Origin of the sequence: Sulfuriferula thiophila (genome assembly GCF_003864975.1) — a bacterium.
Taxonomy (GTDB): domain Bacteria; phylum Pseudomonadota; class Gammaproteobacteria; order Burkholderiales; family Sulfuriferulaceae; genus Sulfuriferula; species Sulfuriferula thiophila.
This window is the reverse complement of sequence record NZ_BHGL01000046.1, coordinates 395,895-420,200: the sequence shown is the minus strand read 5'-3', so window position 1 is coordinate 420,200 and position 24,306 is coordinate 395,895. Positions and strand designations below refer to the sequence as shown.

Annotated in this window: 19 protein-coding genes; 15 read left to right on the top strand and 4 right to left on the bottom strand. The window is 52.1% G+C overall.

The genetic code is table 11. The annotated features are described in order from the left end of the window. Positions 1–8 precede the first annotated feature (8 nt). A complete protein-coding gene (locus EJE49_RS13695) occupies positions 9–1,409 on the bottom strand; it encodes an aspartate ammonia-lyase (RefSeq protein WP_124951759.1) in 1,401 nt (466 codons plus the stop codon). A gap of 46 nt (positions 1,410–1,455) precedes the next feature. On the opposite strand from EJE49_RS13695, the gene EJE49_RS13690 reads away from it, so the two are divergent. From EJE49_RS13690 to EJE49_RS13670, 5 genes are all read left to right on the top strand, one after another. After that, a complete protein-coding gene (locus tag EJE49_RS13690) occupies positions 1,456–1,920 on the top strand; it encodes a TlpA disulfide reductase family protein (protein WP_124951757.1) in 465 nt (154 codons plus the stop codon). A 107-nt stretch (positions 1,921–2,027) separates the two neighbouring features. Next, positions 2,028–2,537: a thioredoxin family protein gene (locus tag EJE49_RS13685; protein WP_124951755.1), complete on the top strand. Its 510-nt coding sequence runs from the start codon at positions 2,028–2,030 to the stop codon at positions 2,535–2,537. Further along, a complete protein-coding gene (locus EJE49_RS13680; RefSeq protein ID WP_124951753.1) occupies positions 2,537–3,817 on the top strand; it encodes a TolC family protein in 1,281 nt (426 codons plus the stop codon). The genes EJE49_RS13685 and EJE49_RS13680 overlap by 1 nt, the downstream gene beginning before the upstream one ends. 25 nt (positions 3,818–3,842) lie before the next feature. Then, the gene (locus tag EJE49_RS13675) at positions 3,843–4,358 is read left to right on the top strand and encodes an efflux RND transporter periplasmic adaptor subunit (protein WP_124951751.1); all 516 of its coding nucleotides are present in this window, start codon (positions 3,843–3,845) and stop codon (positions 4,356–4,358) included. A 191-nt stretch (positions 4,359–4,549) separates the two neighbouring features. Beyond that, positions 4,550–5,368 (top strand): PhnD/SsuA/transferrin family substrate-binding protein, encoded by an 819-nt coding sequence (locus EJE49_RS13670; RefSeq protein ID WP_124951749.1) that lies wholly within the window; start codon positions 4,550–4,552, stop codon positions 5,366–5,368. Between the two features lie 114 nt (positions 5,369–5,482). Here the strand turns inward: EJE49_RS13670 and EJE49_RS13665 are convergent, their stop codons facing one another. From EJE49_RS13665 to mnmH, 3 genes are all read right to left on the bottom strand, one after another. Beyond that, positions 5,483–7,357: a pyruvate kinase gene (locus EJE49_RS13665; RefSeq protein ID WP_124951747.1), complete on the bottom strand. Its 1,875-nt coding sequence runs from the start codon at positions 7,355–7,357 to the stop codon at positions 5,483–5,485. 82 nt (positions 7,358–7,439) lie between these two features. After that, positions 7,440–10,199: a magnesium-translocating P-type ATPase gene (mgtA, locus tag EJE49_RS13660; protein ID WP_124951745.1), complete on the bottom strand. Its 2,760-nt coding sequence runs from the start codon at positions 10,197–10,199 to the stop codon at positions 7,440–7,442. A gap of 159 nt (positions 10,200–10,358) precedes the next feature. Beyond that, positions 10,359–11,411 carry a tRNA 2-selenouridine(34) synthase MnmH gene (mnmH, locus tag EJE49_RS13655; RefSeq protein ID WP_189941938.1) on the bottom strand — a complete coding sequence of 351 codons (1,053 nt, stop codon included), beginning with the start codon at positions 11,409–11,411 and terminating at the stop codon, positions 10,359–10,361. 17 nt (positions 11,412–11,428) lie between these two features. Here mnmH and selD point away from each other — a divergent pair, with 17 nt between their 5' ends. The 10 genes from selD (at position 11,429) to EJE49_RS13605 (ending at position 24,244) form a co-directional block, all read left to right on the top strand. Further along, positions 11,429–12,469 carry a selenide, water dikinase SelD gene (selD, locus tag EJE49_RS13650; RefSeq protein ID WP_124951743.1) on the top strand — a complete coding sequence of 347 codons (1,041 nt, stop codon included), beginning with the start codon at positions 11,429–11,431 and terminating at the stop codon, positions 12,467–12,469. Positions 12,470–12,917: 448 nt separating this feature from the next. Next, positions 12,918–15,500, top strand: a complete 2,583-nt coding sequence (locus EJE49_RS13645; protein ID WP_124951741.1) for a PAS domain S-box protein — start codon at positions 12,918–12,920, stop codon at positions 15,498–15,500. Beyond that, positions 15,500–15,937, top strand: a complete 438-nt coding sequence (locus tag EJE49_RS13640) for a response regulator (protein ID WP_189941936.1) — start codon at positions 15,500–15,502, stop codon at positions 15,935–15,937. The genes EJE49_RS13645 and EJE49_RS13640 overlap by 1 nt, the downstream gene beginning before the upstream one ends. Before the next feature lie 47 nt (positions 15,938–15,984). Beyond that, positions 15,985–18,474 carry an EAL domain-containing protein gene (locus EJE49_RS13635; RefSeq protein WP_124951737.1) on the top strand — a complete coding sequence of 830 codons (2,490 nt, stop codon included), beginning with the start codon at positions 15,985–15,987 and terminating at the stop codon, positions 18,472–18,474. A 15-nt stretch (positions 18,475–18,489) separates the two neighbouring features. Then, on the top strand, positions 18,490–19,992 hold the full coding sequence (locus EJE49_RS13630) for a sensor histidine kinase (protein WP_124951735.1): 1,503 nt from the start codon (positions 18,490–18,492) through the stop codon (positions 19,990–19,992). Next, positions 19,989–20,519: a dihydrolipoamide acyltransferase gene (locus tag EJE49_RS13625; RefSeq protein WP_124951733.1), complete on the top strand. Its 531-nt coding sequence runs from the start codon at positions 19,989–19,991 to the stop codon at positions 20,517–20,519. The genes EJE49_RS13630 and EJE49_RS13625 overlap by 4 nt, the downstream gene beginning before the upstream one ends. An 18-nt stretch (positions 20,520–20,537) precedes the next feature. Beyond that, positions 20,538–21,899, top strand: a complete 1,362-nt coding sequence (locus EJE49_RS13620) for a sigma 54-interacting transcriptional regulator (protein WP_124951731.1) — start codon at positions 20,538–20,540, stop codon at positions 21,897–21,899. Positions 21,900–22,121: 222 nt separating this feature from the next. Next, positions 22,122–22,658 (top strand): BON domain-containing protein, encoded by a 537-nt coding sequence (locus tag EJE49_RS13615; RefSeq protein WP_124951729.1) that lies wholly within the window; start codon positions 22,122–22,124, stop codon positions 22,656–22,658. Between the two features lie 105 nt (positions 22,659–22,763). After that, the gene (locus tag EJE49_RS13610; protein ID WP_124951727.1) at positions 22,764–23,213 is read left to right on the top strand and encodes a hypothetical protein; all 450 of its coding nucleotides are present in this window, start codon (positions 22,764–22,766) and stop codon (positions 23,211–23,213) included. Between the two features lie 71 nt (positions 23,214–23,284). Beyond that, entirely contained in the window at positions 23,285–24,244 is a 960-nt protein-coding gene (locus EJE49_RS13605) for a hypothetical protein (protein WP_124951725.1), read from the top strand. Positions 24,245–24,306: the final 62 nt, after the last annotated feature.

The following is a 24,306-nucleotide window of genomic DNA, read 5'->3' as shown; positions in this document are numbered from 1 at the left end:
CATCCAGTTTAGCCAGCGCCACCGCCACTGCCCACACCATGCGCAGCTGCCAGTACCAGTTGATTAAATTCAGCTTCGCTCATCAGGCCGTGTGCAGCAACAATCTCGCGCACCGGTTTGCCGGTTTTTTCTGATTCCTTGGCAATTTCTCCAGCTTTCATGTAACCGATGCGTGTATTTAGCAGCGTAGCTAATGCTACGCTGTCATGAATAAAGCGATCGCAGCGATCACGGTTAATGATCAGACCCTTGAGATTCTTGTCAGTAGCAACCCGCACAGCATTGGTAAGCCAGTCCATCGCATCGAATAAGGCAGAACCCAGCGCCGGCATCATCACGTTCAGCTCCAGTTGCCCTGCCTGGGTCATATACGCCACGGCAGCATCCTGACCCAATACCTGGAAACAGACCTGATTCAGCATTTCGAACATGACCGGGTTGACCTTGCCCGGCATAATGGAAGAGCCAGGCTGCACCGGTGGCAGGGTGATTTCGCCCAGGCCGGTACGCGGGCCGGAAGCGAGCAGGCGTAAATCGTTGGCGATGCGCGTGAGTTCCAGCGTAACGCCACGAATCGCAGCCGACAGGGCCTGCATGTCGAACATGGATTGCATTTGTGCCGCCAGATCACCAACCACAATGGCTTCGCCGGTGAGCCTGGATAATTCAGTGGCTGCACGTTGTGCGTAGTCGGGTGAGGTGTTCAAGCCGGTACCTGCGGCTGAACCGCCGAGGCCGGTTGCGCAGAGTAGAGGGCGGACATTGGCCAGATTGGTGGCGCAACGGCGCAAGGTCCAGCTGTAGGCGGCAAATTCACGCCCCAGCGTGGTGGGTACGGCATCCTGTAGATGGGTACGGCCGCTTTTGACCGTATCGCGTTCCTGAATAGCCAGATCGTCAAAGGCGCTGGCCATGTGCTCGATGACGTCCAGCAGACGTGGCAGTTTGGCCAGTAACGCCAGACGAATTGCAGTTGGGATGGTGTCGTTGGTCGATTGCCCCATGTTGACATGGTCATTAGGGTGGATAGGCGCGTATAACCCCTTGTCAGCCCCTAATGCGACGTTGGCAATGTTGGCGATGACTTCATTGGTATTCATGTTATGACTGGTGCCAGCACCAGCCTGGAAACGGTCAACCACGAACTGATCCAGAAATTCGCCATGCAAAATTCGTTCGCAAGCAGCTACAATAGCGTCGCGTTGAGTAACGGTGAGCCAGTCTGGCTGGGTATTGGCAAGTGCCGCAGCAAGTTTGATCTGCACGTGGGCGCGGATAAAGTCGACATCGGGCATGCGGCCTGATATGGGGAAATTCTCCACGGCACGTGCAGTTTGTATGCCATACCAGGCATTTGCAGGAACTTTGAACTCGCCTAACGAGTCTTTCTCTATACGGTAGTCAGTCATGAATAAACGGCGGCTAATTAAAAAACAAGATTATAGGATTTTATTGATGTTAAAACGAGTATTGGTTGTTATCGCCTTTTCATTCATGGCTACGTCGGCATGGGCTTTCAGTTTTACGGATACCAAGGGCCATACGCAAAGTCTGGATGCATATAAGGGTAAATGGGTGCTGGTGAATTTCTGGGCAACCTGGTGTCCGCCGTGCCTGGAAGAAATTCCGGACTTAATCTCGCTACACGACAAGTACAGCAAGACCAAACTGGTGGTGATAGGCATCGCCATGGACTACCGTGATCCGAAACAGGTGACCGAGTTTGCCGATAGTATGTTTATCAGCTATCCGATTGTGCTGGGTAACGCTAAGATAGCGTCACAGATAGGTCAGGTGCAAGGATTGCCTACAACCTATTTGTATAATCCGGAAGGCAAGATCGTGGCTTATCAGGTTGGTGCATTGACCAAGGCCGCAGTAGAGAGTTATATCAACGGTAAAAAACCGGCCAAAAAGTAGTTGGCCTGATTTAGGGAGGCACTGATTTAATCAACGCAATCCATGTTTGATTAAATCAGTACTTCCTTAGCAAAGCAGCATAAAAAATAAAACAATGAGGAGTCGGTATGCTACGTGTATTGGGAATAGCATTATTGCTGTGGACGACTACCGCATTTGCAGAGATGCGGGATGTGCAGAACTATTTCTTTCAGCCCAAGCTAGGCGATTTTAAAGCTGAACTGGATACGGCACGGCAATCTGGAAAATCCGGCGTATTGCTGATGTTTGTGATGGAAGACTGCCCGTTTTGCGCGCGCATGGAGTCCAATATTCTTAGCCAGTCTGAAGTGCAGGATTATTATCGCAAGCATTTTCTGATCTTTGAGATGGACGTCAAGGGCGGCACTCCGATGACCGATTTCAAAGGGGTAAACACCACAGAAAAGGATTTTGCCCTGAAACTGCGGGCGCGTGCCACACCGACTTTTATCTTCTTCGATAATCAGGGTGAACCGGTGACGCGCTTTATCGGGCCGACCAAAGACGCTGCGGAGTTTTTATTGCTCGGCCGTTATGTGGTCGAGGGTGCGTATAAAACGCAGCCATTTTCCGCTTATAAAGCCAGTATCAAATAATGCGTAGCGCCTGGTTGTTAATTATCCTGCTCGGTCTGGGAGGAATGGTCGAGGCCGCACCGTTGACACTGGCTGATGCGCTGGCAGCTGCCGATCAGGCGCATCCTGATGTGGCAATGGCCGAGGCCGACGTTGCCAGTGCAAAAGCGGATGTGACTGCAGCCGGTGCGCGTCAGGATCTGACCGTCACGGTTGAAGGCGTGCTGCGTCAAGGCCGGCCAACCGCCGGCAGCCCGGATTGGCGTGCGGATAACAGTGGTCGCGTGGTGGCGCGTAAAAACCTGTATGACTTTTCCCGTACCAGCAGCACGGTTGATGCTGCCGAAGCGGAACTTGCTGCGCGTGAGCAAGCCCTGATCAGTAGTCGCGATCAGCATCGGCTGGAGGTAATGGCACGCTATTTTGATGTGCTCATTGCTGACCAGCAGTACGCGGCCGATAATGAATTCATGGCAGTGGTGTATGTGAGTTTTGATAATGCCCGCGACCGTATGGAATTAGGGCAACTCTCGCGTCCTGATCTGGCCGTGCTGGAAGCGAAATATCAGGATATCCGCGAAAAACGCAATGCCAGCCTTGCCCGGCAGCGGCTAGCGCGCAGTGCGCTGGCCAATGCGATGTATCGCCCCGGCGAACTGGCTTCCGATCTGGTTGATCCAGCACTCGCAGAAAATGATCTTAAGCTCCCTGATTATGAAACCTTGCTACCCGTCGTTCTGGCGCATAACCCCACCTGGCTAGCACAACAACAGTTACTGACGGCATCGCAGAAACGGCTCGACAGCTTACGGCATGAAAATTCCCCAACACTGGATGCCGAGGTGGAAGCGGGTCAGTACAGTCGTGATGCGTTAACGCGCAATAGCGTCAGCGGCGGCCTGATCATGACCTGGCCGATCTATCAGGGTAGACGGGTCGACGCCCGCATTGCACGTGAGCAGGCGCAATTCGCCAAACTCCAGGCCACCACAGAAGGTCTGAAATTGAGTTTGTCACAAGCCTTGTTGCAAACCATGCTGGAAATCGACCAGCTCCGTAACAGTGCCCGTCCGGCAGCCAAACAGCAAATCACTTACCGTGACATTGCGCTGGATCGCAGTCGTGCCGAATATGAACTGGAGCTGAAAACCAATCTGGGTGACAGCATGGCGCAGACCATGACCGCGCAACAACGAGCACGCGGCGTGGAATACCGGCTGGCGCTGGCTATTGCCAGGCTGGCTGCGCTGACTGGCGAACCGGCTAATGCATTAAGCCAGCTTACTGCGGCAAAGCAGTGAGCATATTTGATACCAAGGGGTATGTATGAATTTTGTTAAAAATTGCGCTGTTGGGCTTGCCGGTATGGCTGTACTGATTACCAGTCTGCCTGCTGCCGCCGTGGATGTGGCACTGACCACGCCGGTGTCCGGTGTGGTTAAATCCGTGCTGGTTAAACAGGGACAAAGTGTAAAAAAAGGTCAGGTTCTGGTCACGCTGGATGATGCTGTTTACCAGGCGCGGGTGATGGAAGCCGAAGGCGGCGTAGAACGGCTTAAAGCCGATGAGCAGGAGGCTGGGCGCGACCTCAAACGTGCCAAGGAGCTCTATGACCGTGCGGTCAGTTCTACGACGGAATATGAGCAGGCACAGGTGCGTTATTCTCACGCCAACGGCCTGTATAAGGAAGCACAAGCCCGCTTGCTGATTGCCCGCAAGCATCTGGAATATGCAACCTTGCGTGCGCCATTCGATGGTACGGTCAGTAAGCGTCTGGCGGAACCCGGTATGGTGGTATCAGCGGATTTACAGCCTGCTACCCTGATTATTTTAAATAAGTAAAAATTACGTACTGCGTGCGTCCAATTTGATCATCGCTAAGATGATGCATTTCTCACTACGGAATTTTATCGTGGCGTATTGCAGCCAAATTGTAATCACGCGGTGGCAATATGAGTAAGGTTACAATTATATTCTGTTGGCATACTGTCAATATTCTGTTGTCAGCCAATTTCCGCGTATGGGTGTGAGTGATGAATAGACGATTTTTCCTGCAAGCCTTAACGGCTACGACAGTGCTTGCCAACCATTCAGCCAGTGCCTTGCTGTTGTCAGGTTCCGGGGACATGATCATGGCGATTTTCCCAGGCACTGCTGCTGCAGATATTGATTCGAGAACATTTACCGACCTGACCCACCCCATGACCTCCGCTATTGCCGCTAAAACCAGCAAAAAGGTCTATGCGGAGTCTTATCGCAGTTTCCCGTTGATAGAAAACGTAATCGATAACAACCATGCAGATGTGTTGTTTGTGCCACCGACATTGGCCGTTCATGCGATGCAGCACGGTTATGAACCTGTAGTGCGTGTAAAGGAGTTTTTATCCGGTGTTATGGTCAAGCGTAAAGGTGAAACCGTAAAACGTATTGCCATGACATCGTCTGATTCCTGGCCTGGTTTGATGGGGCGTCAAGTAGTTGCCGAACATAAACTTGGCCCGGCTTCAATGATAGAAACCGTTAAAAACCAGGAGGCTATTACTTATCTGCTGGATCGGGGTGTGGTGCAGGCGGGGGCTTTTATCACCGTGCACGCCAATCGTTTGATAGCCACAGGCAAGTATGAAGCCTGGTATCCGTTGACCAGCACGCCGGGTTTCACGGTGTTGGTGCATAACAAGCTGGCAGCGAAATATGGGAGTGCAATTACACAAACCATGCTGTCATTGCCGGCACCGGCAATTGATGGATTGCAGACGTTGATCCCATCAGCAATTAAGCAGTTTGTGCCATGTTCCAAACAGGATTATGCTGCTCTGGCTAAAGCGCTTGAGGCTGCTTTGCCGGCCTGATTGTTATATATCCATGTGGTTAATGATTGTTAAGCCAAGTCTGTTCCTGCGATTTCATTAGTCATCATAACGGTGAGGCGAGGTTTAAATTGCCGCTGGAGGGTGTTGCGTAAGCTACCAATGCAACGCTCGATACTGCGGCGTTTTTTTGTCTTGATGCGATTGCATGCGAGCGATGATGTCACGCAATACGGACATGCCATGCAGGATGTACGGGCCTTTGTTGAGCATCACGCATTCGGCGCGACCGGACATGGCGGCATCGGTAATTTCGGCACGGGATGGCAGGTTCAGTTTCACCAAACTTTCCAGTACCTGTGTTGCCCACACCACCGGAATGTGTGCCGCTTCGCATAGCCACAGCATTTCTTCCTGTATTTCCGCCAATCGTTCGTAGCCGATTTCTACAGCCAGATCACCGCGGGCGATCATGATGCCGAATGCGCCCCGACCCGCACCACGGATGATGATGTCGGGCAGATTTTTAACGGCCTCGCGCGTTTCGATTTTGGCGATGATGCCAAGGTGAGCGGCATTGCGTTGCGCCAGTGCCGTGTGCAGCAAGTCCAGATCAGCGGCGTGCTGAACAAAGGATAAGCCGATGATGTCGGCGTACTGCACGGCGACATCGAGATCACGCAGGTCTTTTGCTGTGAGCGCAGGTAACTTGAGCTGGCTGTCGGGGAAATTAAGGCCTTTTTCTGCACCGATGTGCTCGCCGCTGGGTCGCACCTGAGTGATGCGCAGCCAGGCGCCTTCGGTGTCGATATGCTCGGTCAGGCAACCGATGCGGCCATCATCTATCCACACGCTGTGGCCAGGCTGGAGAAAGGAAAATACTTCGGGTTCGGTGCAGGAAATGCGCGGCGGGGTAATGATATTGCCTGCTTTGTCACGTTGCTCAACTTGTCCCGGCAATTGCTCGCGGGTCAGCAGCAGCACGTCATTTTGCATGACATGGATGCGTTGCGGGGGTGCGTTAAAGACTCCGGTGACAACTCTGGCGTGCTGGTGTTTGGCATTGACATGCTCGAGTACAGTGCCCGGGGGGATGTAGGCACCCTCTTTGCAACTGACCATGACTTCCATATTGGAGATCTGCTCCATGACGACAAATTCACGCTTGCGCTTGCGTACATCATGAAACTTGATGCGGTCGCCTGGTTTAAGTTTTTGCAGCCATTTAGGTGCAACACTTAATCGTGCAGGGGCTATCAACCCGGATTTGTCGCCGGTGGCCGGGCAGCCGGGGTTGCCTGAGCCATCAAGGATGATTTGAGTGGGACGCAGCAGGTTGCCCATGTCATCGCGCTTGATTTTGATGTGCAGGATTGCCGGGCCGGCAGCCATCGTGCCAGTGCGCAATTTAGGGCCGGATAAATCGAACATCACTAAACAGTTACGTCCGGTTTCCTGCGTAGCCTGGCGAATATGGGTCACCATCTGCTGCCATGCGTCGGCATCGTCGTGCGAACAATTGATGCGCGCGCAATCCATGCCGGATTCCAGCATTTCGCGCACGACATCATAGTCACTCGCCGCCTCGCCCGGCAGGGTAACCATCATCAGCGTGCCATGTTTGTTCTGGGTATTGGCAAATAGTTGAGCGGTGTTGTGGCGTAACAGCATCTGATCGCGGGTCATCGCACGATTTATATCCAGCAGAGGACACGCTAATGTCGTCGCGCTGTCCATCATGGCCAGCGCATACGTAACGGCATCCAGTGTTGCAATCACGTGGCCTTCGCAGCGCCCCAGCGATGACAGGCCGATGCGACTCAGACGGCTTTGCAGCTGACGCAGATCATGCCGCCGTAAACTTATGTAAGCAGCGAGATTGGCGGCGCTGGGCTGGTAATGCGGATTGTGCAGATGAGGTTGCCATTTAGCTAACAACTCGGATTGGGAGGCAAGCGTGGTGTCGAGTAAGGTCGATAATTGCCGGGCTAAGGTCTTGATTTCGTTAGCATCGGTTTGTTCTGGCAGCATGGTAAATAACCTTGACCCTTATTATCTATGTGGGATTGGAGTTAGTGTACGATTGCTTTATGAACAAACAGTTACAGACCTCCTATTGCCAGCCAAAGCGTCGCGCATAATAGCCTTTCATCAGTTGCGTCAACGCCGCATAACCGATCAATACCAGCAGTAAAAACGGGAAGTACGTCAGTGGTAATGCCTGCAATTTGAAGTAATGCGCAAATGGTCCCATGACGATAAAGGTACCGAACAGCATTACGCAGAGTGTCATGAAAATCAGTAAACCGGCTGGGCGGCTCTGCAGGAAGGGGATCTTGCGGGTGCGTATCATGTGTACGATCAATGTTTGGGAGAGCAGGCCTTCCACAAACCAGCCGGACTGGAACAGGGTCTGGCTGGCTGGCGTGTTGGCCTGGAATACGAACCACATGAAGGCGTAGGTGGTGATGTCGAAAATAGAGCTGATCGGGCCGAAATAGATCATGAAGCGGCTGATGTCGCTGGGTTTCCAGTGTTGCGGTTGCTTCAGCAGTTCTTCATCCACGTTGTCGAATGGAATGGCAACTTGCGACACGTCGTAGAGCAGATTCTGCACCAGCAGGTGCAGCGGCAGCATGGGCAGGAATGGCAGAAAAGCGCTGGCCACCAGTACTGAAAACACATTGCCGAAGTTGGAGCTGGCAGTCATCTTGATGTATTTGAGCATGTTGACGAAGGTCTTGCGGCCCTCGATAACGCCTTCCTCCAGCACCATCAGGCTCTTTTCCAGCAGGATGATGTCGGCGGCTTCCTTGGCGATATCCACTGCGGTATCCACCGAAATGCCAATGTCGGCGGCACGCAGCGCCGGCGCGTCATTGATGCCGTCGCCCATGAATCCCACGACATTACCATTCGCTCTGAGCAGGCGCACGATGCGCTCCTTGTGTGCAGGGGAGAGCTTGGCGAAGACATTGTGCTGTTCAACCAGTAGCGCCATTTGCTTGTCATCCAGCGCCTCGATGTCTGAGCCGAGCACGACGCCGCTCATCGGCAGTCCCACTTCATGGCAGATTTTGGCAGTCACCAGTTCGTTGTCGCCGGTAAGTATCTTGACGGTGATGCCGTGGGCCTGCAGGGCGCTAATGGCCGGCGCAGTGGATTCTTTGGGCGGATCAAGAAAGGCGATGTAGCCGACCAGTATCATGTCGATTTCGTCGGCGACGCTGTAAACCTCCTTGGTCGGTGGCGTTTCTTTCATGGCCACGGCAACCACGCGCAAGCCTTCGGCATTCAGCGCCGCGGTCAAGGCATTAACCTGTGCCAGCAATTCCGGCGTGAGTGCCTCCACTTGCGAGCCATGCTGGACACGGTTGCATATGCTCAGTATTTCTTCAACCGCGCCTTTGCAGATCAGCTCATGGTGGTCATCGCGTTCTGATACGACGACCGACATGCGCCGCCGCTGAAAGTCGAACGGGATTTCATCCACTTTGCGATAGTGTTGCACGACATTCAGCTCGCGGTGCACCTCGGCATGTTCAAGCACTGCCACATCGAGCAAATTTTTCAGACCGGTCTGGTAATAGCTGTTGAGATAGGCATAACCCAGCACTTTATCCGATATTTCGCCAAACACATCGGTATGGCGCGCCAGGAAAATCTTGTCCTGAGTCAGCGTGCCGGTTTTGTCAGTACACAGCACATTCATTGCGCCAAAGTTCTGAATGGCATCCAGGCGTTTAACGATCACCTTCTTGCGGGACAGCACCACTGCGCCTTTTGCCAGCGTCGAGGTGACGACCATCGGCAGCATTTCCGGAGTCAGGCCGACGGCAACCGACATCGCAAACAGGAACGCCTCAACCCAGTCACCTTTGGTAAAACCGTTGATCAGCAGCACCAGCGGTACCATGACCAGCATGAAGCGGATCAGTAGCCAGCTGACTTTGTTGACACCTGCCTGAAACGCAGTCGGGGCGCGGTCAGTCGCGGTGACGCGTTGTGCCAGCGCGCCGAAATAGGTGTGGCTGCCGGTAGCGACTACCACTGCGGTGGCTGAACCGCTGACCACGTTGGTGCCCATGAACAGGATGTTGTTCAGGTCCAGCGGGTTAGTGATCTGCGGATTACCAGGGTGAGCAAATTTCTCTACCGGCAGCGATTCCCCGGTCATGGCTGCCTGGCTGAGAAACAGATCTTTGGCACTGAGTACACGTAAGTCGGCAGGGATCATGTCACCGGCTGACAGTATGATGATGTCACCGGGTACTAGATACTTGATGGCCAGCTCCACCCGGCTGGCGGGTTTGGGATGCAGTTTTATATTGAAGTAGCGCTGTGCATCTGCTGCGGCATCGGCGGCAAGGTCACGCCGTAATACCGTTGCCGTGTTGCTGACCATGGCCTTGAGCTGATCTGCGGCCTTGTTGGATTTGGATTCCTGCCAGAAGCGCAGCAGGGTAGAAAGCAGCACCATGCTGGTAATGACGATGGTGGCTTTCATGTCGTGCGTCAGATAGGACACCAGCGCCAGTAATGAGAGCAGCAGGTTAAATGGGTTGCGGTAGCTGTGCCACAGGTGAAGCCAGCCGGATGGCGGTTTTTCGTGCTCGATCTCATTGACGCCGACACGCTCGCGTACCCTGTCGGCCTGGTTATCAGTCAGGCCATCCGGATGCGTGTCCAGCTCGCGTAATAACGTTTCAATGTCGGTGCGTGCTGCTGTGGACAGGGTGTGTGCCAGAGAGGGTGGCACATCCTTGCTTACACCAGTACCAATGATGGTTTCCAGTATCGATAAGCGGCGGAAATGCCGGCTCATGGCGCGTGGTCGCGTCAATCGCACCAGAAATTTTTTAAATGGACTCATCCTGCCACCTTACCCCATCAATCGAGCAGCGTGATTATGTCATAGCCAGTTGTCAGCTAGCTGACGGGCATTACCTGCTGTTATGCGTTAGCTTTATTTTACTGAGGATATGAAATAAGCCTGGTGCGGATGACAGGTTAATGGCGCAAGGTTACATTTTTAGTGTTGTTTGAGGATATTCCGGGCGAGTGTGAGCATGCCGGACTCACTGATGTCCGTCACATCAATTTTGGCAGCGTTGTCGTAATCCGGGTAATGATGCGTAATGGATTTGGTATAGGCCGGGTCGTAATGTTTTTCCAGCAGCGCCAGCACTAACTCATCCCATTTTCCGGCGCTGACCAGTGCCTGCCATTTGCCGATCTGTTCGTGGCCATAGGTGCGCGTGAGAAATTCCAGCTTTTTGTTCAGGCTGTCCGGATCGAGTAAATAGTGCTCATATTCTGATTTCAGCAGTTCGACGCGATTCAGACTGCTGATTTCCATGCGCAGGCATTTCGGCTCTTGCCACATAGCCTGAATAAATGCTTCCGGCACACGCAATTTGCCAACTTTCTTGCTTTCAGCTTCGACGTATACCGGCCGGGTCGGATCGAACTGACGCAATTGCCACCAGATCAGGCTGTCGAACATCTTTTGCGCGGGCTGGGCAGTTTCGGGCAGATTGCCGAGGATGGAACCGCGGTGTGCTGCCAGTTGTTCCAGATCCAGGACTTGCGCGCCCTCGGCGTGCAGGGCCTGCAGCAGCCGGCTCTTGCCGGAGCCGGTCAATCCGCACACCACGATAAGCTGAAATTTCGCGGGCAGTACTTCCAGTTCATCCAGTACCGTGCGCCGGTAGGCTTTGTAGCCGCCATCCAGTTTGCCGGCGCGCCAGCCTACCTGATTGAGGATATGCGCCATGGCTCCGCTGCGATTGCCGCCGCGCCAGCAGTAAATCAGTGGGCGCCAGGATTTTGGCTTGTCAGCGAAGTGAGCTTCAAGATGGTTGGCAATGTTGCGGGCAATCAGCGCCGCGCCCACTTTTTTGGCTTCAAAGTCGGAGACCTGTTTGTACAGCGTGCCGACGATGACGCGTTCTTCGTCGCTGAGCACAGGGTAATTGACCGCGCCGGGAATATGATCTTCCGCAAATTCGGCGGGCGTGCGTACGTCGATAATCTCGTCAAACTCGGTCAACTGTGCTACGGTAATGGGGGTGCTTTTTCTCAATGCCTTACCTTAAAAATATGAACAAAATTAAACTGACACAATTTTCTCACGGCGGTGGTTGCGGCTGCAAAATTGCGCCATCCGTGCTGAGTGAGATTTTGGCTAAAATGCCTAGCCGACTGATCAATAAAAACCTGCTGGTGGGAACGGAAACCAGTGATGATGCTGCAGTATATCGCTTGAACGACACCCAGGCCATTATTGCGACTACCGATTTCTTTATGCCTATCGTCGATGATCCGTATGAATTCGGGCGCATCGCCGCAACTAACGCCATTTCAGATATCTATGCGATGGGCGGATACCCTATTTTTGCGCTGGCAGTCGTGGGGATGCCTATCGATAAGCTGCCGGTAGAAGTGATCCAGGGCATACTCGCCGGCGGTGAGTCCGTTTGTGCCGAAGTCGGGATTCCGATTGCCGGCGGGCATTCCATTGATTCACCTGAGCCTATATACGGGCTGGTGGCGCTGGGCCTGGTGCATCCGGATAAAGTGAAACGTAATAACAAGGCGCATGCCGGTGATGTACTGATACTTGGCAAGGGTCTGGGTATCGGCATCATGAGCGCGGCGTTGAAGAAGGGTGAGCTGTCCGATACCGGTTATCAGCAAATGGTGGCGAGCACCACCCAGCTCAACACACCGGGTGCGACGCTGGTGGACAATGCCGATGTGCATGGCATGACCGATGTGACTGGATTCGCGTTGCTGGGGCATTTGCTGGAAATATGTCGGGGCTCGCATTTGGCGGCTGAAGTTGACTTTGCTGCGTTGCCTGTATTACCAGTCGCGCTGGAGCTGGCTAAACAAGGTTATGCACCCGGTGCCGCGGCGCGTAACTGGAATAGTTATGGTCACGATGTTGTTCTGCCGGAGGGTATGGCGGACTGGCAGAAAAACCTGCTATGTGATCCGCAAACCAGCGGTGGCCTGCTGGTGACGTGTGCACCCGATGCAGTCGACGGGGTACTGGCGGTATTCAAGCAGCAAGGTTTTGACTACGCCTGCGTGATTGGCAAGCTGGCAGATGGTGAGGCCAAAGTCACCGTGCGTTAAATCAGGTTGCTTCATTCAGCTGCCCGGTCAGGGCAGCTGTGTCAATGTCATAACTGACGCTGTGCGCAATGCACGCATGTTCCATTGTTATTTATCTTCAACGCCGATCACTTACGTTCACATAGCTCGAATAGCGTGTTGAACTGTTTTATCTATTCTGGTTTTGGAATTGCGTAGTTCAAATACCTGCATTATTATGGTGCATAAGCCCGACTAAAATACTGTGGTATTTGGCTATGGTTTCTGCTTAAATAAAACCATACGAGACCTTTGCACGATTACTGCGCTTGTTCATATTTCGTTGAAAATCAGCTAAAAATGCTCATGTACTAGTTGTACACTCCGCTTTTTTGCTGATTTCCGCCTCATCTGAACTGCGCTCGCTACATCGTGCAAAGGTCTCCATGCAAATGTTCCTGTAGTTAATAATCACAAAGGTTGTTATCACATGGCGAATTGGCTCCTTGATTTTAAGCAGCATCGACAGTTACTGCTGCATTTTTTGCTGCTCTGGGTGCCACTTACCTTATTGTTAGCCGGTATTATCTGGGCTTTCTATGGTGTGCAGGCGGGTAGTTCACAGGCACTTGGAAAGGCTGCCGAACAACAGGCAGTCCAGCTTGCACTTCATTCCAGTACCCTGGGGTTAGCTACGGTTCGTTCGGATCTGCTGTATCTGGGGGACATCACCTCCTTACAGCTTGATGCTGCTGTCAATCAACCGAGCAGCCGGGAAGCGTTGGCCGCGGAATTTCTGGCGTTTGTCATGCGTAAGGGGATTTACGATCAGTTAAGGTTGCTGGACGAGAATGGGCAGGAGCTTATCCGTATCAACTGGAATGACGGCCATCCTGCCATCGTACAACACGCAGACCTGCAAAATAAACTGGATCGTTATTACGTAAGCAAGTCACTTGCTTTGGAACGCGGCGAGATCTATGTGTCGCCTCTGGATCTTAATGTGGAACATGGGAAGATCGAGCAGCCGATAAAACCCATGATACGTTTCGGTACCCCTGTCTTTGATCAGTCCGGTCACAAGCGCGGCGTGATAGTTCTGAACTATCTGGGGCAGCGCCTGACTGATCGTATTCGCAAGATCGCTGCTGCTGAACACAAGCAAGGTCAGATGTGGCTGCTGAATTCAGCCGGGTACTGGTTGCTTGGGCCACGTCCTGAGGATGAGTGGGGATTCATGTATCCGCAGCGCAATCACCATCGCCTGGAAACACAGGATGCCAAAGCGTGGCAATTGATCAGCACAGGCGGGCAAACGGGGCAGTTCTCGACTGATCAGGGGTTGTATACCTATGCCAAGATCGCGCCACTTCAGCTTGGGCGATTGAATGGCGACCCCAAGGTGGTTACATCAGACCAGTGGCTGCTGGTTGCTCATGAGCCAGTAATGTTTCTGGCTGCGAAAAACGCTAGCTTATCCGGACGACTGTGGATAGTGTTCGGCGTGCTGGAATTGATGTTGGCGGTGGCTAGCTGGACCATTGTTTATTACAGTACGCGCCGCCGCTGGGCTGAGGAATCTGTGCGCGCCAGTGAAGTGCGGTTCCGTGGTTTGCTTGAATCTGCGCCGGATGCCATCGTGATTGTCAATCGCGATGGGTTGATTGAGCTGGTTAATGATCAGGCGGAACACTATTTTGGTTATTCGCGCGAAGAATTGCTGAGCCAGCCTGTAGAGATATTGGTACCCGAGCAATTGCGTGCAGCACATCCTGAACATCGGGCAGGCTATCAAGCAAACCCTCATTCCCGTCCTATGGGCGAGGGGCTCGATTTGTATGGGCGGCGCAAGGATGGTAGCGAGTTTCCGGTTGAAATCAGTTTGAGCCCCCTGCAAACACCTCAAGGCATGATAGTGACAGCGATCATTCGCGATATAACCTCCCGTAAACTGGCTGAACACTTGCAACGCGAAGCGCAGGAACGATATCGTGATCTGGTCAATAACTTGCCTGTGGGTATTTACCGGAACTCAGCCGGTTCAGAAGGGGTTTTTCTGGAGGCCAACCCGGCAATGATAACGATGTTCGAGGCTAATTCGGAAGAGGCGTTTTTTAACTGCTCGGTAGCGGAACTATATCGTTATCCTGATCAGCGTCAGGCCTTTAGCGAAAAAATCATCCGTCAAGGCTATGTCAGTGGCGAAGAAATAGAGTTGGTCACATTAAAGGGGCGTGTATTCTGGGCTGCTATCACCGCCGTAATGAAGACGGGGGCAGACGGCACCGTTTATTTTGATGGCGTGATTGAAAATATTTCTGAACGTAAAGAGATACAGCGACAGTTGCAGTTGTTGAATGACAGCCTGCGTAACCGTTCGGTCGAACTGGAAGCGGCTAATCATGAACTTGAGGCTTTCAGTTATTCCGTGTCGCACGATTTGCGCGCGCCGCTTCGTGCTATAGATGGTTTTGGCCGCATTTTGCATCATGATTACGCCGAGCAATTAGGGGTTAAGGGGCAGGACTACCTGGAACGAATACGCCGTGCCGCTCAGCATATGGGCATGCTCATTGATGATCTGCTCAAATTGTCTCGCGTTACGCGTGTGGAACTGTTGCGTGAAGAAGTCGATCTGAGTGAGTTGGCTCAGGAAGTCATGGCAGAGCTTCGTAAACAGGACCCCGAGCGTGTAGTGCAATTCACGCTAAGGCCAGGCTTGACAGCGCATGGAGACAGAAGGTTGATGCGGGTAGTGCTGGACAATCTGCTCAGCAATGCCTGGAAATTCACCGGTCAACGCGCCGTGGCCAATATCGAGTTTGGCGTCATGATGCTGCATGAGCAGCCAACCTGGTTTGTTCGTGATAATGGTGCCGGCTTTGATATGGCTTATGCGGATAAATTGTTTGGTGTCTTCCAGCGCTTGCATGATGCACGGGAATTTCCCGGAACCGGGGTGGGTCTGGCAACGGCGCAACGGATTATTCATAAACATGGCGGACAGATCTGGGCTGAAAGCGAAGTCGATGCAGGGACTACTTTCTATTTCACATTAGCATCGGAGGCTTGATGAAAGAGAAAATTATATTGCTGGTCGAGGATAATCCGGATGATGAGGCGTTGACGCTGCATGCGCTGGAAACGAACAAGATAGGTAATGCCGTGGTGGTGGCGCGTAACGGCGTAGAAGCGCTGGATTATCTGTTTGGCACCGGCAGTTATGCCGGGCGGGATCCGCATGATCATCCTGCCGTCGTGCTGCTGGATCTCAAATTACCCAAAATTGACGGTCTGGAGGTGTTGCGGCGCATTCGCGCCGATGAGCGTACATCTCTGCAACCGGTGGTCATACTGACCTCATCCAATGAAGAGGAAGACAGGCTCAAAGGTTATGCGCTGGGCGCAAATAGTTATGTGCGCAAGCCGGTGGATTTTGACGAGTTTGTCAGAGCGGCAGGCCAGCTAGGGCTCTACTGGTTGCTCATTAATCAGTCGCCGCAGATGTAGCCAAACTAAAAGAGCACCAACAAAATATCATAATAAGGAGAGTTATCATGGCTGAACAGGCAGATGATGCATCGCAAATTTCCGCTGCAGGAAGGGTGATGCTGCGTGTGCTGATTGTTGAAGATTCTGAAAATGATACCTTGTTGCTGGTGGATTATTTGGAAAATTCCGGATTTGCTCTGGACTGGTGCAGGGTGGATACCGAGCAGACAATGCTGACAGCCATGGAAAAATCCTGGGATATTGTGTTTTCTGACTACACCATGCCGCGCTTCAACGGAGCAAAGGCACTGGAAATGGTAAAGCGACATGATCCTGATATACCGTTTATCTTTGTGTCAGGCACTATTGGTGAGGTAACCGCAGTGGATGGCATGAAGGCTGGTGCTCAGGATTATGTGATGAAAGGGAATTGGGCGCGCTTGGTGCCGGCTGTTCATCGTGAGTTGGCTGAAGCGGTTTTGCGGCGAGAACGGCGTGAGGCTGAACAGAGATTGCGTAAACTTTCGCTGGTTGTAGAGCAGGCAGCGGATAGCGTGTTTATTACCGACGCTGAAGGCAAGATACAGTATGTCAATCCTGCATTCGAGCGTCTGACCGGTTATAACGCTGCTGAAGCGCTTGGCCATACGCCGGTTCTGGTCAAGTCGGGTTGGCATGATGATGCCTTTTTCAAACAAATGTGGGAAACCATACTGGCTGGAAATACATTCCAGAACACCGTGGTCAATTCCCGTAAAGATGGTTCGCGGTTTTATGAAGAAAAAGTGATTCGGCCGTTATTCGACAGTGAAAATCGCATTTCCCATTTTGTCTCAACCGGGCGGGATATCACAGACAGAATCCATGTTGAAGAAGCGCGGGCACAATTGCTGGCAATTCTCGAAGCGACGACAGATTTTGTGGCAATTATGGATCGTGATGGGCAGTTGCGTTATTTAAACAACGCCGGTCGGGCAATGCTGGGGTGGGGAGATAGCGAGGATATTGCAAGCAAAACGATATTTGACTGTTATCCTGAATGGGCTGCACAGCAGTTGTTGACGGAGACATTCTCTTCCGCGCACCGTGATGGCGTCTGGCACGGTGAAAGCGCGTTACTCGGGCATAGCGGGAAGGAAATACCGGTTTCTCAGGTAGTGGTTACCCATGCCGGTGACGATACGCATCTGAAATATTTCTCAACGATAGCCCGGGATATTTCTGAACGGAAAAAATTTGAAGCCGAGCTGCAGGTTCAGGCGACGCATGATGCGCTTACCGGGTTGCCTAACCGGATATTGTTGCAGGATTATCTGGAACGCGAGTTGTCCCGGGCCGAACGCTATCATTTCATGGTGGCGGTGCTGTTTCTTGATGTGGATAATTTTAAACGCATTAATGACAGTCTGGGACATGTGGCCGGGGATGCGCTGTTATGCGGTGTGGCGCAACGTTTGCGTAATAGCTTGCGGCCAAATGATTTGCTGGCACGCTATGGCGGTGATGAATTTACCATCGTCGTGGGCGGGATTGCTGCTATTGAAGATGTGGCAGCCATCGCGCATAAACTTCAGGAAGCTGTGCGAACGCCATTTCACCTTCCCAGGCAGGATGTTTATGTCGCATTCAGTACCGGAATTTCCATCTATCCGAATGATGGCAGCGATCCGGAGTCGCTGCTGAAAAATGCAGATGCGGCCATGTATCGTGCCAAGGGAATAGGGCGTAATCAATACCAGTTTTATGCGCCGGATATGAACGCTCGCGGACAGGAATTACTGGCGCTGGAAACCGATCTGCGCCGTGCAGTGGAACGCGGTGAATTTGTTTTGTATTACCAGCCCCAGATGGATCTGAATAGCGGTAATGTGACAGGTTTTGAGGCGTTAATACGCTGGCAGCATCCGGAGCGCGGGCTGGTTTCTCCAGACGATTTTGTGCCGATGCTGGAAGATACCGGGCTGATACTGCAGGTAGGAGCATGGGTATTGCGTGAGGCGTGCGCGCATTATCGCCGCTGCCGCGAAGCAGGGCAGATGCCGATACGGATATCGATCAACGTGTCAGCTCGACAATTCGCTGATCGTGAATTGGTGCAGATGGTAAAGGATGCCTTGCAGAAGGAGGGTATGATGCCTGAGCATCTGGAAATCGAAATCACCGAAAGTACGGTTATGCAGAATGTGCAAACTGCAGGCGAGATTTTGAATGCACTGGATGCACTTGGTGTGCGCCTGGCGATTGATGATTTCGGGACAGGGTATTCGTCACTGGCTTACCTCAAACGCTTCCCTCTGGACGTATTAAAAATCGACCAGATATTTGTCCAGGATTTGCCGCATGATGCCAATGTCAGCACAATTGTTGAGGCAAGTATCTCCCTGGGGCATAAATTGGGACTGGAGGTGGTCGCTGAAGGCGTGGAAACCGCTGAGCAGCTGGCTTTCCTGAAATTACATGGTTGCGACATGATTCAGGGCTGCTACTTAAGTCGGCCCATGCCAGCAGTAGATGCGATACGTTTTTTTGCCGATTACAGCCCAGCGATGGTGTAGATAAGGGGATACACAATGGATGTACGTGCGGCGCATGCCGGGCAGGAGGAGAAACCTGACGCCGGCTATTTTGGTTTATTGCGACGCAATCCAAAATCATTTTTAAAACTGATATTGATAGGCTTTTCGCTGGTGGCGTTGCCGCTGATCGTGGCGTTGATTAACAGTGCGGTTTCAATTGACCAGCTGGCGAATCAGAGTCGCAAAGCGGTATATCAGGCTGCGCAAATTGCACATGGCAGTCGCGTGCTGGCTGATGAAATTACGGCGATGGAGCGCAGCGTGCGGCAAACTGTGATCTTGAATGACGCGACTTTGCTCGAAGGGTATTTCCGTGCGCATGCGAAATTTGCCGATGCGGCAGCCATGCTGGAAAAACTCTCATTAAATGCTGATCAACAGCAGTCGTTAGGGCGGTTGCAGCAGTCTGAACAGCGCATATTTCAGCAGGTCAGTGCGTCCGGGCAGACTCCAGATGGATTGCATGATTTGGTTGGTGATTTCGGACCGTTGCTGGATGCAGCTCGTTTGTATTCCACAGCAGGCTATGCGCTCATCGAGCATGAGGTGGATGCGATGCAGTCGATGGCAGGTCATGCGCGGGCGGTGGTGGGCTGGCAATTACTGGCACTGATTCCGTTTGCGATTCTGCTGGCGTCAGGGTTTTCGGTATTAATTACACGTCCGATTCGGCAGATTGATGATGCTATCCGCAGGATGGGGCAGGGTCAGTTGTCGCAGGTTGTTCAGGTAGAAGGGCCGGAGGATTTAAAGTATCTCGGTGATCGACTGGACTGGATGCGTCGGCGGTTATTGGGGCTGGAAGAGCAAAAGACCCAATTTCTGCAGCATGTTTCGCATGAACTGAAAACACCGCTGACGGCATTACGTGAAGGTTCGGATTTGCTGGCGGAAGGTATCGTGGGTGAGTTGAATCCCAAACAGCAGCAGGTGGCCAATATCCTCCATACCAACAGTGTACAATTGCAAAAACGCATTGAAGATTTGCTCAGTTTCAGCGCGCTGCAATATGAAAAATCCGCATTAAACAAAACAACGGTAAAACTGGCTGAACTGCTCGATGCAGTGTTGCAGGATCAGCAGCTTGCCATCATGAACAAAGCCTTGCAGGTTGATCTTGCGATCCCCGATCTGACACTGGTGTGTGATGAGCAGAAGATTAAAACAGTGGTGGATAATTTGCTGTCGAATGCGGTAAAGTTTTCACCGCACGGCGGGCTTATCAGGATTGCTGCGCAACAGCTTGGCGATGCAGTACAACTGGATGTAACGGATGCGGGTCCGGGGATAGATGAAGCTGACCGGGAGAGGTTGTTTGAGCCGTTTTTCCAGGGACGGCGCGCACCTGACGGTCCTACTCAAGGCACCGGGCTGGGTTTGTCGATTTCCCGGGAATACGTTCTCGCGCATGGCGGCAGCATTGCACTGTTACCGGCTGGCGAGGGCGCACACTTCCAACTTAATTTGCCTGTGCGTGACATAAAAGGTGAGGTATGAGCAGAATTTTTCAGCAATGGATTTTCCCCATAATGATGTTGGCGGTGCTGAGTGGCTGTGCAAATCTGCCTGGCCAGACGCGTGCAGTGAATGGGAGCTGGGCGCCGTCCTTATTGATGGCCAGCCAGACGGATGAGTTATTACTGTATTATGATTATCAGCGTAAACAGTCGGCTCCCGAGCTTGCCAGGGAATATGACAAGGCGCGCCAGAGTCTGGGGCAATCCAAATCCGATGTGAACCGGTTGCGGGTTGCGTTACTGCTTACCCTGCCCAATACAGCATTTCACGATAACGCGACGGCGCTGGAGATGGCCAATGAGTTGCTGAAAGATACCAAATCAACAACCTCCGGTCTCCGCGGACTGGCAAATTTACTCAGTGTGACGCTCACCGAGCAACAACGTTTGACGGATGACCTGTCACAGAAATGGAAAGATGAAAAAAAACGTGCTGATGGATTGCAGGATAAAGTCGAGGCTATTAAGAATATGGAAAAAAATCTTATGCGCAGAGATCAGCACTGATCTTCCGGGTATCTGGTTATGAGTATATCTAATCCTAAAATTCTGCTGGTTGACGACGACACCGATTTGCTGGAGTTGCTGTCCATGCGACTGTCGGCTGCCGGCTATGAGGTCGAAACTGCGCCCAGTGCGGAAGCCGCGCTTAACCAACTGGATGTATCGCGTCCGCAGCTGGTAATCACCGATATGCGCATGAGTGGCATGGATGGTATGGCCTTGTTTGAGCACATTCATCGTACGACACCTACGTTGCCCGTCATCATTCTGACGGCGCATGGCACCATCCCGGATGCGGTCGCGGCAGCACAGCGTGGCGTATTCGGTTATCTGTCCAAGCCCTTCGACAGCAAGGCGCTGTTGGCGCAAGTAGCCAAAGGGCTCAGGCTGTCACCCAGCCTCTACAGTCAAAATGATGAACTGACCGGCACATGGCGTGCGGATATCATTACCCAGAGCGCTGCCATGGAGGATCTGCTGACCAAAGCAAAACTGGTGGCAGAAGGCGATGCGAGCGTACTGATTCATGGTGAAAGCGGCACCGGCAAAGAGTTGCTAGCCCATGCCATTCACGATGCCAGCAAGCGCAGCCATCGGCCCTTTGTGGCAGTGAACTGTGCGGCTATCCCGGAGCAGTTGCTGGAGTCAGAGCTGTTCGGGCATGTAAAAGGTGCCTTTACCGGTGCTGTACGCGATCATAAAGGCTTATTCCAGGAAGCAGAGGGCGGAACGCTGTTTCTGGATGAGATCGGCGATATGCCGCTGCTGCTGCAGGTCAAGTTGCTGCGCGTGCTGCAGGAACGGCAGGTGCGGCCAGTTGGTTCAGGGCAGACCATACCGGTTAATGTGCGTATTATTTCTGCGACCCATCGCGATCTTAAAGCGGAAGTTGAGGCAGGTAATTTTCGCGAAGACCTGTATTACCGGCTGCATGTGGTCGCGTTATTGATCCCGCCGTTGTCGCAGCGGCGTGAAGATATTCCACTGCTTACCAACTATTTTATTGGTTTGCTTTCCATAAAATATAACAAGCCTATCAATGGCGTTGCCCCCGAAGCGATGGAGTTGCTGGTGGGTGCTTCCTGGCCGGGTAATGTACGGCAGTTGATGAACGTGGTTGAGCAATGCGTTGTATTGTCCACTACGCCGCTGATTTCGTCGGCGCTGGTGTATGAGGCGATGCATAAGGATGAGGAGCAGCTGGTGTCTTTCGAAGATGCGCGCAAGCAGTTTGAAAGAGATTACCTGGTTCGTGTATTGAAAATGACTGCAGGTAACATGACGCAAGCGGCGCGCCTGGCTAAACGTAATCGCACCGAATTCTATAAATTACTGCAAAGACACAATCTGGATGCATCTGTTTTCAAACGTACTGCTGATTAACTTCCATTTATGTCGCCGCACGGCGACAATATCTATTCTATATTATTCAATAGCTTACTGATTTTTGTTGAGTTGTTCTGTCGCCTGTCAGAGACACTAAAACGGTAAGATTCTCTTATAAACATACAGTAACTATATGTTTATTAATTATAAATTTTGTTGGTATGGAAAGTGCTCATGTGATTATGTCTAGCAATTTTGCTGCATATTCAGGAGCATCAAATGAACACTCTTACCCAAGCGTTACCCAGTAGAACCATTCAGACTACCGTATTAGGTCTGGTGTTGATCATTGGCGCAGTCGGTATGGCGCGCGCGGCTACATCCCCTTCACCTACACCTGAAGTTACCGTATTTGAGCGCTACGATACTAATCATGATGGTCAGGTCAGTATTAAAGAAGCTCTGGCGCTGGGCATGCTGACCAAAGCTTTTGAAGTGGCGGATATCAACCATGATGGTAACTTGAATTCAGATGAGTTTGGCAAGGCTGAATTTGTCGACGCCCATCTAAAAGTCAGCAATTTTATTGATGATAGCGTGCTGACTGCCAAGATTAAAACCGGCCTGCTCAAAAACTCCGTGGTCAAAGGTCTGCAGGTTCATGTCGAAACCTATAAAGGGATTGTGCAGCTTAGCGGGTTTGTTGACGACAGTAATAAGCAGCTTGCTATTGCCCAGATTGCAACAGCAGGTCAAATAGCTGCCGGTGTCGAAGGAGTGAACAAGGTTATCAATAATCTTGTTATGAAGAGTTGATCAATGAGAGCCTCTTGTCGGATTGCGCCAGCGTGGTTACATGTTAGTTGTCTTCGTCATTTTGCCTCTTGTCACACTCATCTGCATAAATCAATGGAGCTTGTAATGGAAAAATCCAGTGCGATTTTATACCCCGCGCTTGTGGTTTCGGGCGTCTCGGTAACCGCTTTCAGTTTGCTCGGTATTGCTGCCATGACTGGCTGGATACCCTATGCGAATTCTCAGGAACGCACACCGTTCATGCAAAGTATGGTTGCAGCCGTTACGCCACTGACGTTAACGGTGGCTGATGAGAAGTCTGCGCAAATCAAAGTGCCTTGCCGTACATGTGGTTTGGTGGAGTCGATACGCATGTCAGAAATGGCTGCCAACACGACCGGAGTCAGTGCCACTGAAGGTGCAGATACCGGAAAAAATAGCCGCCCGCTACGTTATGTAGTGCATGTCAGCATGGATGAAGGCGGTTTCCGCACGTTTTATCTGGATCATCAACCTGCTTACCGGGTCGGTGAGCGTATTCTGCTGGAGCATGGCAATCCCATCGCCGTGAATTGAATCAGCGTCAGTCATGCAGAGTAAATCAGTCCCCGACTGCAGTGCGGTTATATTAATTGAGGAGTAATGCAATGTTAACAAACCGGCACCCCAGCCTGGCGCATAGCTTCAGGCATCTTTTATCCCATGTTTCGATCTCGTTGTTAGCCGTTGGTATCGCTTTTTCTTTGCCCTTTGTGGCTGAGCACATCTTGTATAGCGGGTGGCCGAAAGCGGAAAGTAACGCCAGATTACTGATGGGGAGCGAGGTTGCTTTTGCTGCCTTGCTGGTATTGCTGTTTAACATTTCCAAAATAGTGTGGGATAGCCGGCGCGGACTCAAATTCAACGCACAGACTGCGCTGGCGCATCCCGGAGAGGGTAACGACTGGCTGACCCGGCAGCGTGATCGGGAGGTACGCAAGCATGTACAGGGTACGCGAGAGGTATCCATACTTTCACTGACAGGGCGTGAAGTGCTGGATACGGATAGCTGGGTTGGAAGTGTGCTGAATGAGTGCAATGAAGTTCGCGTGCTGTTGATGCATCCTGCCGGTAGCGGAGTTTATGAACGTACCCGGCTCAGCGCCAATCCTGAGGCTGCACGCAAAGCATATCGCCAGGAAGTTGAGGCGACGATACATTATCTGACAAAACTGGTTGCCGAGGGTAAGCGTGTGCGTCTCCGGTTTTATGATGCGGTGCCATTCTGGCGGCTGGTGGTGGCCGGGGATTATGTGCAAGTGCAATATTGCTACAGTGCCGATGCGAGCAAATGGCCAGAGTACATGTTTGAGCTGCGCAAGGATCAGCCAGGCAAAGGATTGTTTACCCCGTTTTATGTGAATTTTTTGACCCAGTGGCAAAACCAGCAATTGCCCGAATATGATTTTGAGACGCAGCAACTGATTTACAGTAACACGCAAGGTGAGATCAAACGGGAAACTATTCCGCGCAAACCGTCGCACCAGCAACTGGCAGCCGCCTCGCTCCAGTCATTGATCAGCAATTTGCATGAGGCAAAGAAACACGTCGACCGGGAAGCGGCCTGATTTTCCTGTAGGAACATACATAGAGTTATAAAAAAAGCGCCTCCAGAGAGGCGCTTTGCATT